This is a genomic window from Curvibacter sp. GW821-FHT01G03 (assembly GCF_059422285.1).
In genome coordinates this window covers 227,812-242,070 of the sequence record NZ_JBWKWP010000006.1, presented here as the reverse complement: position 1 = coordinate 242,070, position 14,259 = coordinate 227,812, and the positions used below count along the sequence as shown (strand labels likewise).

Annotated in this window: 9 protein-coding genes; 5 read left to right on the top strand and 4 right to left on the bottom strand. The window is 65.8% G+C overall.

Features of this window, described 5'->3' with window-relative positions; all coding sequences use genetic code 11:
* Positions 1-54: 54 nt before the first annotated feature.
* Positions 55-2,181, bottom strand: coding sequence for a PQQ-dependent dehydrogenase, methanol/ethanol family (locus tag AC07VS_RS10475; protein WP_494750915.1), 2,127 nt, complete (start codon positions 2,179-2,181; stop codon positions 55-57).
* Between the two features lie 373 nt (positions 2,182-2,554).
* Between AC07VS_RS10475 and AC07VS_RS10470 the strand changes: the two genes are divergently transcribed.
* From AC07VS_RS10470 to AC07VS_RS10450, 5 genes are all read left to right on the top strand, one after another.
* The gene (locus AC07VS_RS10470; protein ID WP_494750914.1) at positions 2,555-3,784 is read left to right on the top strand and encodes a helix-turn-helix domain-containing protein; all 1,230 of its coding nucleotides are present in this window, start codon (positions 2,555-2,557) and stop codon (positions 3,782-3,784) included.
* A 220-nt stretch (positions 3,785-4,004) separates the two neighbouring features.
* Positions 4,005-6,317 carry an NADP-dependent malic enzyme gene (locus AC07VS_RS10465; protein WP_492348524.1) on the top strand — a complete coding sequence of 771 codons (2,313 nt, stop codon included), beginning with the start codon at positions 4,005-4,007 and terminating at the stop codon, positions 6,315-6,317.
* A 157-nt stretch (positions 6,318-6,474) separates the two neighbouring features.
* On the top strand, positions 6,475-6,882 hold the full coding sequence (locus AC07VS_RS10460; RefSeq protein ID WP_492348525.1) for a guanyl-specific ribonuclease: 408 nt from the start codon (positions 6,475-6,477) through the stop codon (positions 6,880-6,882).
* A 56-nt stretch (positions 6,883-6,938) separates the two neighbouring features.
* The gene (locus AC07VS_RS10455; RefSeq protein WP_492348640.1) at positions 6,939-7,385 is read left to right on the top strand and encodes a barstar family protein; all 447 of its coding nucleotides are present in this window, start codon (positions 6,939-6,941) and stop codon (positions 7,383-7,385) included.
* A 428-nt stretch (positions 7,386-7,813) separates the two neighbouring features.
* Positions 7,814-9,607 carry a methyl-accepting chemotaxis protein gene (locus tag AC07VS_RS10450; protein ID WP_494750913.1) on the top strand — a complete coding sequence of 598 codons (1,794 nt, stop codon included), beginning with the start codon at positions 7,814-7,816 and terminating at the stop codon, positions 9,605-9,607.
* 78 nt (positions 9,608-9,685) lie between these two features.
* On the opposite strand, the gene rsmA is transcribed toward AC07VS_RS10450, so the two are convergent.
* From rsmA to AC07VS_RS10435, 3 genes are read right to left on the bottom strand one after another with little or no spacing between them, the layout of a single operon-like run.
* Positions 9,686-10,444 (bottom strand): 16S rRNA (adenine(1518)-N(6)/adenine(1519)-N(6))-dimethyltransferase RsmA, encoded by a 759-nt coding sequence (gene rsmA / locus AC07VS_RS10445; protein ID WP_494750912.1) that lies wholly within the window; start codon positions 10,442-10,444, stop codon positions 9,686-9,688.
* Between the two features lie 3 nt (positions 10,445-10,447).
* Positions 10,448-11,824, bottom strand: a complete 1,377-nt coding sequence (locus AC07VS_RS10440) for a peptidylprolyl isomerase (RefSeq protein ID WP_494750911.1) — start codon at positions 11,822-11,824, stop codon at positions 10,448-10,450.
* Between the two features lie 25 nt (positions 11,825-11,849).
* Positions 11,850-14,219, bottom strand: a complete 2,370-nt coding sequence (locus AC07VS_RS10435) for an LPS-assembly protein LptD (protein ID WP_494750910.1) — start codon at positions 14,217-14,219, stop codon at positions 11,850-11,852.
* Between the last annotated feature and the right edge of the window lie 40 nt (positions 14,220-14,259).

Sequence of the window (14,259 nt, the reverse complement as noted above, 5' to 3'; positions counted from 1 at the left end):
GCAGCGGTGATTTCGCCAAACCGCAGCCCGCCACAAGGCGGGCTGCAGGGGGGCTCACTTCTTGGGTCGGATCGCGTCGGCCGTGCCCTGGATGAAGGCCTTGATCTTCTGCACATCATCGAGGCTGAGGCGCTCGCTGAAGTCAGGCATGCCACGCGCCATGGCCGGACCCTTGAAGATGAACTTGTCCAGGTGCTCGATCATCGCGGCATCCATGTAGCCCAGGTTGGGAATGTTGCCGCCACGGTCCACGCCCGGCACGCCGTGGCAGAACACGCAGTTGCTGACATACAGCATGGTGCCGGCCTGCACCTGGGCCGGGTCGTATTTGACGCCCGACACCAGCTCGCCCAGGCGGTAGCCCACGAAATCCGGCAACGGCGCCTTGCCACCCACGGCAAAGGTGTAGACGGTGCCAGGGCCCTGGCGATCGGTGGCGCGCTGGGCCAGGCCATACACCCCGCCCCAGCCCACGGCGATCGACACGTACTGGCGCCCATCCACCTCATAGGTGATGGGCGCGGCGACCACGCCCGTGCCGGTGGGCGACTCCCAGAGCTTCTCGCCAGTCTTGGCGTTGTAGGCCATGAAGCGCCCATCGGCCGTGCCCTGGAACACCAGGTTACCGGCGGTGCTCAGGGTGCCGCCGTTCCAGGGCGAGACCTGCTCCTGTGTCCAGGCGGCCTTCTGCTGCACCGGGTCCCAGGCGATCAGGCGACCGAAGGGCTTGCTCTTGGGCGGCTGCACGTTGGCGTACATGGCCAGGTTCCAACCCAGGCCGCCATGGGGCTCACCGGGCTGATTGCCGTTGAACTTCCAGTTCTGGTTGTCCATCAGGTTGATGGGCACGTTCTGCGCCGGCAGGTAGACCAGGCCGGTCTGCGGGTTGAAGGACATCGAATGCCAGTTGTGCGCACCGAACGGCCCCGGTACGGCGTCGTAGGGCTTGTCGGTGGCGCGTGCCTCGGGGTTTTCGATGGGGCGGCCGTTGGCGTCGTAGCCCTTGGCCCAGTTCACGTCGACAAAGTTCTTGGCCGAGATGAAGCGCCCGTTGGTCCGGTCGATGACAAAGAAAAAGCCATTCTTGGGGGCATGCAGGATCACCTTGCGCGCACGGCCATCGATCTTCAGATCGGCCAGGATCATGGGCTGGGTCGACGTGTAGTCCCAGTTGTCGCCCGGGGTTTCCTGGTAATGCCAGACGTACTCGCCGGTGTCGGGGTTGAGGGCCACGATCGAGGCCAGGTACAGGTTGTCGCCACCGCCCGGGCTGCGCTTGCTGCGCGCCCAGGGCGAGCCATTGCCGGTGCCGATGTACATCAGGTTCAGCTCGGGGTCATAGGTCATGGTGTCCCAGGCCGTGCCGCCGCCGCCTGACTCCCACCACTTGCCGCTGGCGTCCCAGGTCTTGGCCGCACGGGCCATGGCCTCGTTCTCGAAGGGCTTGGACGGATCGCCCGGCACGGTGAACCAGCGCCAGGCCTGGGTGCCGGTGCCCGCATCGTAGGCCGTGACGTAGCCGCGCACGCCGTACTCGGCACCACCGTTGCCGATCACCACCTTGCCTTTGATGACGCGGGGCGCACCGGTGATGGTGTAGCTGTGGGTGTGGTCGATCAAGGTGTCCTGCTCCCACACCTTCTGGCCGGTGCGGGCGTTCAGGGCGATCAGGCGGCCATCGTAGGCGGCCACGAAAACCTTGCCCTGGTAAAGGGCCACGCCGCGGTTGACCACATCGCAGCAACCCTTGTAGCCCTTGGACTTGTCGACTTGGGGGTCAAAGCTCCAGAGCCGCTTGCCCGTGCGCACATCGACTGCATGGACCACGCTCCAGGAGGCGGTGACATACATCACGCCATCGACCACCAATGGGGTGGACTCCACGCCCCGGGTGGACTCCAGGTTGTACGACCAGACCAGCCCCAGCTTGCCCACGTTGCCGGTGTTGATCTGCTGCAGGCGGGAGAAGCGGGTTTCGGCGTAATCCAGGCCATGGCTTGGCCAGTCGGTCGACTTGGCCGCGTTGGCCTGGATGTAAGCCCCGTCGACCTGATCGACACGACTGGCAGGCTGGGCCTGGGCGGCCAGGGCGGCCGTGGCCAGCCAGGCGAGCCCGATGCCCAGGCGGCGCCAGGCCGGAGCCCCGGAAACAGGGCGGGTGGTGGAAATGGCTTGTTGCATAGAGTGATGTCTCCTCGGAAAAGGCTTGGGGGGGTGGCCTTCGGACCAGGCGCTTCTCGCTTCCCGTTCGGGGCTCATGAACGGCGGGAATCTGTGTGCACCTTCGCTGGCGCACGCCGGAGCGCTGGCGGGCCACCCGGATCGGAGCATCTTCTTTTGCCCGGGCGCCTTCATCACCGGGATTTCCCTAGGCCAAAAGTGTTCCAAGATGGAACATTCGGAATTCAGCCCAACCGGCGGGCGCGGCTGTCTCAATTTGCGAATTTCCGACTTGTCCACCCGGTTTCCATGGGCTAACCCTGAGACCGGGCCGGCCCGGTGCTGCCGATACTGCGCTCACCCGCACACCGACCCACCGCTTGATGGAGGCCCCATGCCCCGGCAAGACCCTGGCCGCCCCTGGGCGCGCCCCTTGTTCTTCAACACGCCCAGCCAGCGCGTGACCCTGGCACGCCAGCAGTTGTTTGAAGAAGGGCAGCGCCCCAGTGGCCTGGTGCCCGAGGGGGTGCTGCAATCGTGGCTGCGCTGCCTGCGCCAGGAGCCCCGCACCAGCCGCACACTGAGCTTCGACCCGGTCACACCCAGCCGCCTGCACGGCGCCCTGAGCCGCAATCGCCCGCTGCTCAGCGCTTCGGGCGAAGAATTGCAATCCCTGGAACACGCCCTCAGCGGCACCGACTGCCGGGTCATCCTGACCGACAGCGACGGGGTGATCGTGCACGTCACCCACCACCCGCTGGCCGATCAGCCCCTGCTGGGCGTGGCCGCGCGCCTGGGGGTGAACCTGTCGGAATCCGCCGTGGGCACCACCGCCCCCGGTCTGGTCACCCACACGGGCCAGGCCTGCAGCGTGATGGGTGCCGAACACTATTACGACTGCCTGCAGAGTTTTCACTGCGCAGCGGCCCCGATCCGGGACATCCACGGGCGCCTGGCCGGCGTGCTGGACCTGTCCATCGAAACCCGGCCTTTCGGCTTCGATGCCGCCAGCCTGGTGGGCGCCTACGCCACCGCCATCGAAAACCGCCTGCTCAAAACCCAGGCCCGAGAACAGCTGGTGCTGCAGTTCCAGGCCCACCCGGATCTGCTCGACAGTGTTCAACAAGGCCTGGCCGGCATCGACGACCAAGGCCGGCTGGCCTGGGTCAACCCGGCGGGGCGCCGGCTGCTGGGCCTGGCCCAACGGCCGTCGCACGAAGACTTTGACGCCATGCTGGGCCTGGATCTGGCCGACCTGCTGGCCCTGAGCCACCACGCCCGGCCCCAGCCCAGGCGCCTGGGCAACGGCCTGACGGTGTGGCTGCGTGTGCGGCTGCAGGCCGCCGATGGCTTGCGCCGCCTGCAGGCGGTCGGCGAGCTGGCCAGACCACCTGCACCGGCCTCGGCCCGCCCCCCTGAGCCGCCTGCCGACGCCCCCGCCGACGACAGCCCGCAGGCCGTGGCGGCCCGGCCCCCGCTGCATGAACACAGCCGCCAGCACATCGAAGCGGCGCTGGCCCAGGCCGGCGGCAACATCACGCGCGCCGCTCGGGCACTGGGGGTGTCCAGAGGGCTGCTGTACCGGCGCTTGAAAAGCCGAATCCCGCCATCAGGCTCCGTCTGAGTTCGCAGCAACCCAAAACCCATTCAGAATGGGGCCAGCAACAGCCCACCGCTCAAGGCACGGGCTTTTGCCAAATAGTCAAAACCCATTCACCTTTTTACGCAGATTTACTGACTAGGGTTTCCCCCCAGGTGGGTCTACAATCGCGAACCCTTGCGAGTCCGGACAGGCCGCCACCGGTGCGCGACCCCAGCCCCAGCAAGCCAGCAGGAGACATTGGATGCCCATCAACCCACAGGCCAACAAAGAAGAACAGCGCGCTGAATTGCGGCGCGCCGCACTGGAATACCACGAGCTGCCGACCCCCGGCAAGGTGGCCATTGCCGCCACCAAGCAACTGGTCAACCAGCACGATCTGGCCCTGGCCTACTCCCCCGGCGTCGCAGCCCCCTGCGAGGAAATCGTCAAGGATCCGAACGCTGCCTTCAAGTACACCAGCCGCGGTAACCTGGTGGCCGTGATCACCAACGGCACCGCCGTGCTGGGCCTGGGCAACATCGGCCCGCTGGCCGCCAAGCCCGTCATGGAAGGCAAGGGCGTGCTGTTCAAGAAGTTTGCCGGCATCGATGTGTTCGACATCGAGATCGACGAGCAGAAAGACCTGGACAAGCTGGTCGACATCATTGCTTCGCTGGAGCCCACCTTCGGCGGCATCAACCTCGAAGACATCAAGGCCCCCGACTGCTTCTACGTCGAGCGCAAGCTGCGCGAACGCATGAAGATCCCCGTCTTCCACGACGACCAGCACGGCACCGCCATCGTGGTGGGCGCGGCCCTGCTCAACGGCCTGAAGGTCGTGGGCAAGGACATCAAGCAGGTCAAGCTCGTCACCTCGGGCGCTGGCGCCGCAGCGCTCGCCTGCCTGAGCCTGCTGCTCAAGCTGGGTCTGCCGCGCGAAAACATCTATGTGACCGATCTGGCCGGCGTGGTCTATGCAGGCCGCACCGAACTGATGGACGAGGACAAGATCCAGTTCGCCCAGAAGACCGATGCCCGCACCCTGGGCCAGATCATCGAAGGCGCCGACGTCTTCCTGGGTCTGTCGGCCGGTGGCGTGCTCAAGCCCGAGATGGTGGCCAAGATGGCTGCCAACCCGCTGATCTTCGCGCTGGCCAACCCCACCCCCGAAATCCTGCCCGAAGAAGTCAAGTCGGTGCGCGATGACGCCATCATGGCCACGGGCCGCACCGATTACCCCAACCAGGTCAACAACGTCCTGTGCTTCCCGTACATCTTCCGTGGCGCCCTGGATGCGGGCGCCTCGACCATCACGGTCGAGATGGAGATTGCGGCCGTGCACGCGATTGCCGAGCTGGCCCAGGCCGAGCAAAGCGAAGTGGTGGCCGCCGCCTACGTGGGCCACCCCCTGGCGTTTGGCCCTGAATACCTGATTCCCAAGCCCTTCGACCCGCGCCTGATGATGAAGATCGCGCCGGCCGTGGCCCAGGCCGCCGCCGACAGCGGTGTGGCCCTGCGCCCTGTCAAGGACCTGGATGCCTACCGCGACAAGCTGCAAAGCTTCGTCTACGCCTCGGGCACCACCATGAAGCCCATCTTCACCGCCGCCAAGGCCGCCGCCAAGAAGCGTGTGGCGTATGCCGAGGGTGAAGAAGAGCGCGTGCTGCGCGCCGCCCAGATCGTGGTTGACGAGGGCCTGGCCCGCCCAACCCTGATCGGCCGCCCGGCCGTGATCGCCGAGCGCATCGAGAAGTTCGGCCTGCGCCTGCAGGAAGGCCGCGACTATGACGTGGTCAACGTCGAGAACGACCACCGCTACCGCGACTTCTGGCAGACCTACCACCGCATGACCGAGCGCAAGGGCATCACGGTACCGATCGCCAAGATCGAGATGCGTCGCCGCCTGTCGCTGATCGGCGCCATGCTGCTGCACAAGGGCGAGGTCGACGGCCTGATTGCCGGCACCTGGGGCCACACCACGCTGCACCTGAACTACCTGGATCAGGTGATCGGCAAGCGCCCGGGCGTCAGCACCTACGCCTGCATGAACGGTCTGCTGCTGCCCGACCGCCAGTTGTTCCTGGTCGACACCCACGTCAACTACGACCCGACGGCCGAGCAATTGACCGAAATCACCATCATGGCCGCCGAGGAAATGATGCGCTTCGGCATCAAGCCCAAGGCCGCGCTGCTGTCGCACTCGAACTTCGGCAGCAGCAGCCAGCCCAGCGCAGTGAAGATGCGCCGCACCCTGGAGCTGCTGCGCGAACAGGCCCCGTGGCTGGAAGTGGACGGCGAAATGCACGGCGACGTGGCCCTTGATGGTGCCGCCCGCGAGGCCCTGATGCCGCACAGCACCCTTTTGGGCAGCGCCAACCTGCTGGTCTTGCCCAACATCGATGCGGCCAACATCTCGTACAACCTGCTGAAAACCGCCGCCGGCGGCAACATCGCCATCGGCCCGGTGCTGCTGGGCGCGGCACAGCCCGTGCACATCCTCACGGCCAGCACCACGGTGCGCCGGATCGTGAACATGACAGCCCTGACGGTGGCCGACGCCAACGCATCCCGGTAAGCGGCTGCTCCATAGCGAGCGCTAACTTTTAGACGACGTAAACCCGAGCGCGGCTGCCCATTTTTTGGGCAGCCGCTTGCTTTTCAGGACCAGATACGTCAAACTTGCGACCTTGAAATTTTGGGGTTTACCCGGAGTTTCTGAAAGGTGTTATTTCATGCTGCGAAAAGTTGCCGCAAGAACAAGCCAATTCCTGCTGGTTTGTCTGATGTTGGCAGCGGCGCTCTCGGGCACCACTCTGGTGCATTCCCGAGAGGCGCCCGCGATCGGTGGCCAGGCCACGATCTCCCTGGCGGAATTGCCGGCGCAAGGGCGCCAGACCTATCAATTGATCCTGTCCGGGGGGCCTTTTCCCTTCGAGAAGGATGGTGTGGTCTTTGGCAACCGCGAGCGGATCCTGCCTCATCAGCCGCGCGGCTTCTACCATGAATACACCGTTCAGACTCCAGGCTCGCGTGACCGGGGTGCCCGGCGCATTGTCTGCGGGGGCCGCCAGATCAGGGCGCCCGAAGCCTGCTACTACAGCCAAGACCACTATGCGAGCTTTCGCCGCATCGTCGAATGACCCTTGAGATCACCGCCGCCGTGAAGGCGCCTCAGGCCTGTGCCGGGGCCGACAGCATGGCCAGGCCCATTTTTTTTGACCATAGAGAAAGAGAAGCGGAGATGGATACGCCACTTCGTACCGTTCGAACCAACATCGTTCAGTCGATTCGGGCCTTTCGGGTACAAGACCTTCAGGAAGCAGCGCGCGACCTGGGCCAGCACTTTCTATACGCCAATCTGGCCAATGCACAGTCCAAACAGGACGTGCTGGACATGATTGCGGCGCAATTCACCTTCCCGGCGCACTTCGGCAAGAACTTTGACGCCTTGTATGACTGCATGACCGATCCCTTGCACAAATCGGGCCCGCAGCCAGGCTTCATCGTGGTGCTGGAACAGATTCCGGCCCACGCCAAGTTCGACAAGGAAGCCCGAGAGCAATTGCTGGACATCTTCCGGGATGCCGCTGACTACTGGAGCGACCGGAAGATTCCCTTCCGATGTTTCTATTCTTTTCTGTAGCCCGTTCTGCACAAGCTGGCCAAGCAGAACGGGCCAACGAGGCTGAAGTCGGCAAGACCCTGACCGGTATTGCTCTGAGCTCAGACAACGGCGACCGCATGCCCACCGACAAACTGGTGGACGTCTCGCCCCAGGCGCTGCGCATGAGCAGCCCTTTCAATGCCGGCTACTGGCTGTCGGCGGCCTGAAACGCCTCACCAGTCCCCTCGTCAAAGAACCCGCAGTTGCGCACTGCGGGTTTTTTTTTGCCACCTCGGTTCGCCTTGTCGATCAGGCCTTCAAAAAACCCTGGTGTTTGCGGGCAAGCCCTGCTTGCATGGCACGACTCGTGCAGGCACCATTCGCGCTCCTGACGCAGGGCAGCCCTCCAAATACCCACTTGGTGTCGCGCTCGCCCAAGCCATAACAACACGACCCAAAAGGTGCCTATGAACTTACTGAACCGACTATCCATCCGGGCCCGCCTTTACTTCGGTACCGGCTTCTCTCTGCTGCTGCTGACCGTCATCGGCCTGACCGGTTTCTGGGCCCTGCACAGCACCCAAGGCACCCTGAAGACCTTGCTGGAGCAAAAAGTCCAAACCCTCACCTCGCTCGACGAACTGCGGCTCAAGGCCGCCGACATCCGCCGCAGCGAGAAGGACATCATCATCAACTTCAACAACAGCGTGGAAGTGGCCAACCTGCGCGAAGCCTGGAAAAAGCAGTTGGGCAGCCTGTTGAGCGCCACCGGCACCCTGCAAAGCCAGAACACCGGTGACAGCGCCCAGACGGAGGCGCTCAAGCAAGTGGTGGCCGCCCTGAAGGAATACGAGACCGGCCTGACCCCCATCCTCGAACAAGTGGAACGGGCCCAGATCGACGGGGCCGCGGCCGGTGCCTATGCCGATCGGCTAAAGAAGCACATGGAAGCCGCCGACCAGGGCCTGTCGCAACTGAGCCACCAGGCCAGCGAAGCCATGCACAACGCCGAAGCCGACATGCAGCGCGACATCTACCGCCTGGGCTCGCTGATCGTGGCCCTGCTGGTGGTGGCCCTGGTGGTGCTGATCCCGCTGACCGTGTTCAGCGTTCGCGGACTGGCCCGCTCCATCACCAAAGCACGTGATCTGGCTGAACGCATTGCGGAGGGTGACCTGTCCAACGAAGTGCGCAGCGACTCGGACGACGAGATCGGCCAGCTCGTCAGCGCCATGGGTCAGATGCAGGAATCCCTGCGCGATCTGGTCAAGCAGGTGATGCAGGCCACCGAGAACATTGCCACCGCCAGCAGCGAGATCGCCAGCGGCAACAACGACCTGTCGCACCGCACCGAACAGACCGCGGCCAATCTGCAAAAGACCTCGTCCTCGATGGAGGCCCTGACGCACAACGTGCAGCAATCAGCCGAGTCCTCACGCCAGGCCAGCGCGCTGGCCGGCTCGGCCTCCCAGGTGGCCGAGCAGGGCGGGCAGGTGGTGTCTCGGGTGGTGAGCACGATGGAGGAGATTCGCACCGCCTCGCGCAAGATCGGTGACATCACGGGCGTGATCGACGGCATTGCCTTTCAGACGAACATCCTGGCCCTCAATGCGGCCGTTGAAGCCGCCAGGGCGGGCGAACAAGGCCGGGGCTTTGCCGTGGTGGCCGGCGAGGTGCGCAGCCTGGCCCAGCGTGCAGCCCAGGCCGCGCGTGAAATCAAGACCCTGATCGGAGCCTCGGAGGCCAAGGTCGAGTCGGGCTCGGAGCTGGTGCAGCAAGCTGGCAGCACCATGAGCGAGGTGGTGGTCTCGGTTCAGCGTGTGGCCCACATCGTGGCCGACATCACCCAGGCCACCGGCGAGCAAAGCGGCGGCCTCAGCGAGGTCAACTCGGCCGTGGCCCAGCTCGACCAGGTGACCCAGCAGAACGCCGCCCTGGTGGAAGAATCAGCCGCCGCGGCCCAATCCATGCAGACGCAGGCCGAGCAACTGGAGCAATTGGTGCGCAAGTTCCGCCTGGGCGCCGGCGAGCCCGCCGCCCTGCGCCGCGCCACGTCCAAACCCATGCCGGCGCCGATCAGCCGCGCCACGCCAGCCCCGCTGCCACGCAATCAGGCCGCACCGGCACAGGTGGCTGGCCCGGACCGAGCCAAGGCCTCGCCCCCGGCTGCGGCCAAGCCCGCGGCCCTGGCGCACCAGAGCGCCGCCAAGCCACAGGCCAAGGCGGCCGCGGGCCAGGAAGACGATTGGGAAACCTTCTGAGCCGGCCTGCCCCGGGGCGCCCTGAGCAGGGGCGCCTTGCCGCGACGGGATCAGAGCGCCTGAATCAATCCGGCTGAATCAAAGCGACTGCGCCAGCGCCACGTACTCGGCCACCGGCACTTCTTCGGCCCGGCGCTGGGTGTTGAACTCGCCGCCGAAGCCACGTGCCTCCAGCCAGCGGCCCAGCGTGTGGCGCAGCAGCTTGCGGCGCTGGCTGAAAGCCACCTGCACCAGTTCTTCAAGCAGCTTGGGGTTCAAGGGGGCCGGCTCGGCGCGCGGCACCATGCGCACCACGGCGCTGTCCACCCGGGGGGGCGGATCAAAGCTCTCGGGCGGAACAAACAACACGTTCTGCATGGCATAGCGCCACTGCAGCATCACGCTCAGGCGGCCGTAGTCCGAGGTGCTGGGCCCGGCCACCATGCGATCGATGACCTCTTTTTGCAGCATGAAGTGCTGGTCTTCGACCACCGCCACATGCTCCAGCAGGTGAAACAGGATAGGCGTGGAGATGTTGTAGGGCAGGTTGCCCACCACGCGCAGGCGCGGCACGCCCAGGCTTTGGGCCAGGGCGGTGAAATCGACCTTCAAGACGTCTGATTCGACCACGTTGAGCTGGGGGTGCTCGCGCAGGCGGCGCGCCAGGTCGCGGTCCAGCTCGATCACGGTGAGGCGGCCAACGCGTTCGACCAGCGGCTGGGTCAGCGCGGCGAGGCCGGGGCCGATCTCGACCATGGGTTGGCCGGCTTGCGGCGCGATCTCGTCGACGATGCCGTCGATGATGGCGCGGTCGGACAGAAAGTGCTGGCCGAAGCGCTTGCGGGGGATGTGTTTCATGGCTTATTGCGGCGGGTCACGCAGTTCCACATAGGCGCGGTCACGCACCTCCTGGGCCCAGGTCGCGTAAGCCTCTTCCATCTTCTTTTCGCGCAGCATGTTGCGCGCCACTTCGCGCTGGTCGCGCTGGGACATCGGCGCGTCGCGTCGCTCCATCAACTGGATCAGGTGCACACCGAAGCGCGACACCACCGGCTCGCTGACCTCGCCGGGCTCCAGGCGGTTCATCACCTCTTCGAACTCGGGCACGAACTGACCCGGGTTGACCCAACCCAGGTCACCGCCTTGCTTGGCGCTGCCGTCCTGCGAGTGTTCGCGCGCCAGGTCGGCAAAATTGGCACCGCCCTCGACGATGCGCTGGCGGTAGCCCTTGATCAGGGCCACGGCGGCGCTCTCGCTGAGCTTGGGGCCGGTGCGCAGCAGGATGTGGCGGGCACGCGACTGCGGCACGGTCACCACCGCCGGCTTGGGATCGTTGCGATCGATCACCTTGAGGATGTGGAAGCCGGCGCCGCTGCGGACCGGGCCGACGATGGACTGCACCGGGGCGTCCTTGACGGCATTGATGAAGATCTCGGGGTAGCGTTCGGCCGCGCGCAGGCCCATTTCGCCGCCACGGGTGCGGTCGGTGCCATCGGAATAGTCGCGCGCCAGGGTGGCAAAGTCGACCCCGGCACGGGCCTGGGCGGCCACGCGGTCGGCACGGGCCTTGAGGTTGGCCACCGCCTCGGCCGAGGCGCCTTCAGGCACCGCCACCAGCACCTGGGCCAGGTTGATCTCCTGCTGGGCCAGCGACTGGCGGGCCAGTTGCTCTTGCAGGAACTGGTCAACTTCCAGGTCGGTGACCTTGGCACGGGGCTCCACCTCGCGCTCACGCAGGCGGGCCAGCAGCAGCTGGGTGCGCAGGTCGTCGCGCAACTGCTTGATGGCCAGGCCGTCCTGGCTCAGGCGCTTGCGCAGTTCGGCCACGGTGAGCTGGTTCTGGCGGGCAATGTTCTGCTCGGCCAGGTCGATCGCGCCTTCCTCGACCTTCAGGCCCTGCTCGGTGGCCAGCTGTGCCTGGGCCTTCTCGCCGATCATGCGCTCCAGCACCAGGCGATCAAGTTCAGCGGCGGCGGGCGGGGTGGTGCCCTGCTGCGCCAGTTGCTGCAGCGTGCGGGCCACGCGGGCTCGCACCTCGTTGTTGGTGATGGGCTCTGAATTGACCACGGCCACGATGTAGTCGGCCTGCTGCGGGCCGCTGGGGGCGGCGGTGCGCACGGCAGGTGCCGGGGCAAACGCAGACGACGAGGCGCTGCCAGGCATGCGGATGCCCTGGGCCTGGGCTGACAAGGCAGTCAGGCAGGCCAGCGTCAGAACGGTGAGGCGTTGGATCATCATGGAAGGAAAAGCTCTGGCCTGGGCCTTAGTCATAGTTGCTGAAACGGCTTGGCGCCGTGACCTGCTCGCGCAGGTACTGGTAGCGCGGGATGCTTTGCCGCAAGGTCTGCAGGGGGCTGGCCCCGATGCGGGAGAAGCCCACGAATTCGATCTGGAACAGGATGCGGGTGTTGGCCGTCACCAGGGTGGTGTTGAGGCGGTCCAGCACCACGCGGCCGATCCAGCAGTCGGCATCGTACTCAAAGCCCACGATGGCGTCGACCATGCGGGCGTTCATCATGTCGTAGTTCAGGCGCCCCACACCGTACCAGCGGCCCGGGCCCAGGCCACGGCCCGGCCCCTTGTCCACCCCTTTGTCGCCCCACAGGTCGTTCAGCGGCCATTGCCAGCCGATGTCGACCTGCTCGCTGCTGCCCCGCTGGAAGCGGTAGGCGGCATTCACCACGCGGTAGTTGCTGGGGCTGTAACGGGCACTCACGGACGATGTGTTGGTGACCTTGGTCTCGGGGTTGACCGACACCGTGGTGTCAAACATCCACTGCGGGGTCCAATTGACTGCGGCCCCCAGCAGCAGATCGCTGGCGCGGTTGGTCACCGCCGTGCCGCCCGGCATGGTGACCAGCTGATCACGGAACAACAGGCGCTGCGCGATGCCGAAGCGGGCGATCTCGGCCCCGCTGTCGGGCGCCAGCAGGCGGCTGGTCACACCCAAGGTGAGCTTGTTGCTGTCAGAGATGCGGTCGTGGCCACCGAAGGCGTTCTCGGTGTAGATGGTGGCAAAGTTGAAGTCATTGAGCGCGGTGTCGTACACCGGCAGCGTGCTCTGGTTGCGGTAGGGCGTGTACACGTACATGGCCCGCGGCTCCAGCGTCTGGCGGTAGGCCCGCCCGAAGTAGCTGGCGTCACGCTCGAAATACATGCCCCCATCCAGGCTGAAGGTCGGGGCCGACAGGGCGGCCGAGGTGCGGCCATCGCTCAGCGGCGCACTGAAACTGTAGTTGCTGGTGTACAGCTGCAGCTTGGGCGTGAAGAACCAGCCCGGCGCCAGCCAGGGCCGGCTGATCTGGGTCAGGGCATAGCTGCGCTGGGCGTTGGGCTGGCTGGTCAGCGTCGGATCGGCCTGGAACTGGGTGTGGTCGCCCTCGACCATCAGGTCGAAACCCGCCAGGTTGTTCTTGGTGTAGCGCCCCAGAAACTGCGGTGCCCGGTCGTACGGCGGCGTGATCGGCGAGGTCACGTCCTGCAGCGTCTGCCACTTGAGGCGACGAAACTGCGCAAAGTACTCTTCGCGCGCCCAGGTCACGGTGACATCGTTGGGCAGCAGGCGCTGGGTCAGCGAGGGGATGCTGCGGTTGAAATCGCGCCAGTAGTTGTCGTCGCTCACCCGGTTCAGGTTCACGCCCAGACCCACCCCACCCAGGCCGGGGATGCCGGTGTCCACCTGGCCGGTGTGGTTGATCGCATAGCCCCAGCGCGAGCTGTCGCGCAGCTTGTCGCTGGGCATGTAGTCACCCCACAACTGGCCCCGGTAGCCGTTTTCGAGGTAGCGGAAGTCACCCGCCAGATCCAGCCCGCGCTTGGACATCAGCGTGGGGTAGAAGGTGGCGTCGCGGTTGGGCGCGATGTTCCAGTAATAGGGCTGGGTGTATTCGATGCCGTCGCGCGAGGACACCCCCACCGAGGGCGGCAACCAGCCCGATTTGCGGGCATCGCTGAGCGGAAAGCTCAGTTCCTTGGCGTGCAGCACCGGCTTGCCATAGAACTCAAGCACCCCGTTCTGGGCCGTGCCGATGCTGTCCTCCTGGTCCAGTTTGACGGCATCGGCGCGCAGCAGCCAGGCCGGCATCCAGTCGGGCCCGGGGGTGGGGCGGCAGGTGCTGTACGTGCCGTTGCGCACCACCATGTGGTTCTCGCCCACAAAGTCGATGCGGGCCGCGTCGCCATAGGCCTGGGTGGCCAGAAATTCGTAGTGCGGCTGGGTGAAGAAGCCCTCGAAGGCATCGACCTTGAGCTCGAGTTCGGTGCCCTGGTAGGTGTTGCCGGCCCGGTTGATGAACACATTGCCGCGTGCCCGGGCCTGATCGTCGGGCTGGAAATACTCCAGTCGGTCACCGCGGATCACGGTGTCAGCCCGGCGCAACTCGCCATGGCCTTCCACCACCGTCTGCAACTCGCTCTGGCCGGAGATCTGGTCGCCCGTGATGAAGGTCGGCATCTGGGGGCGCACCAGGGGCGAAATCTTTTCCTGCAGCAGCGGCGACGTCCGCAGCCTGGGCCCGGGGGTGTCGTCGGGCTCGGCCGACTGCGCCCAGGCGCCCTGGCACATCAGGGCCACCAGCAGGGCCACCGGGCTGAGAAGGAAGGGCCGCCGGGCGTGGTTTCTCGGTTCAAGCATCGGTCGGTGCATCCATCGCAGGCATTCAGGGGTCGGGCTC

Coding starts and splice junctions, on each gene's coding strand:
- AC07VS_RS10475 (WP_494750915.1), bottom strand. CDS start 2,181: ATGCAACAAGCCATTTCCACCACCCGCCCTGTTTCCGGGGCTCCGGCC.
- AC07VS_RS10470 (WP_494750914.1), top strand. CDS start 2,555: ATGCCCCGGCAAGACCCTGGCCGCCCCTGGGCGCGCCCCTTGTTCTTC.
- AC07VS_RS10465 (WP_492348524.1), top strand. CDS start 4,005: ATGCCCATCAACCCACAGGCCAACAAAGAAGAACAGCGCGCTGAATTG.
- AC07VS_RS10460 (WP_492348525.1), top strand. CDS start 6,475: ATGCTGCGAAAAGTTGCCGCAAGAACAAGCCAATTCCTGCTGGTTTGT.
- AC07VS_RS10455 (WP_492348640.1), top strand. CDS start 6,939: ATGGCCAGGCCCATTTTTTTTGACCATAGAGAAAGAGAAGCGGAGATG.
- AC07VS_RS10450 (WP_494750913.1), top strand. CDS start 7,814: ATGAACTTACTGAACCGACTATCCATCCGGGCCCGCCTTTACTTCGGT.
- rsmA (WP_494750912.1), bottom strand. CDS start 10,444: ATGAAACACATCCCCCGCAAGCGCTTCGGCCAGCACTTTCTGTCCGAC.
- AC07VS_RS10440 (WP_494750911.1), bottom strand. CDS start 11,824: ATGATGATCCAACGCCTCACCGTTCTGACGCTGGCCTGCCTGACTGCC.
- AC07VS_RS10435 (WP_494750910.1), bottom strand. CDS start 14,219: ATGCTTGAACCGAGAAACCACGCCCGGCGGCCCTTCCTTCTCAGCCCG.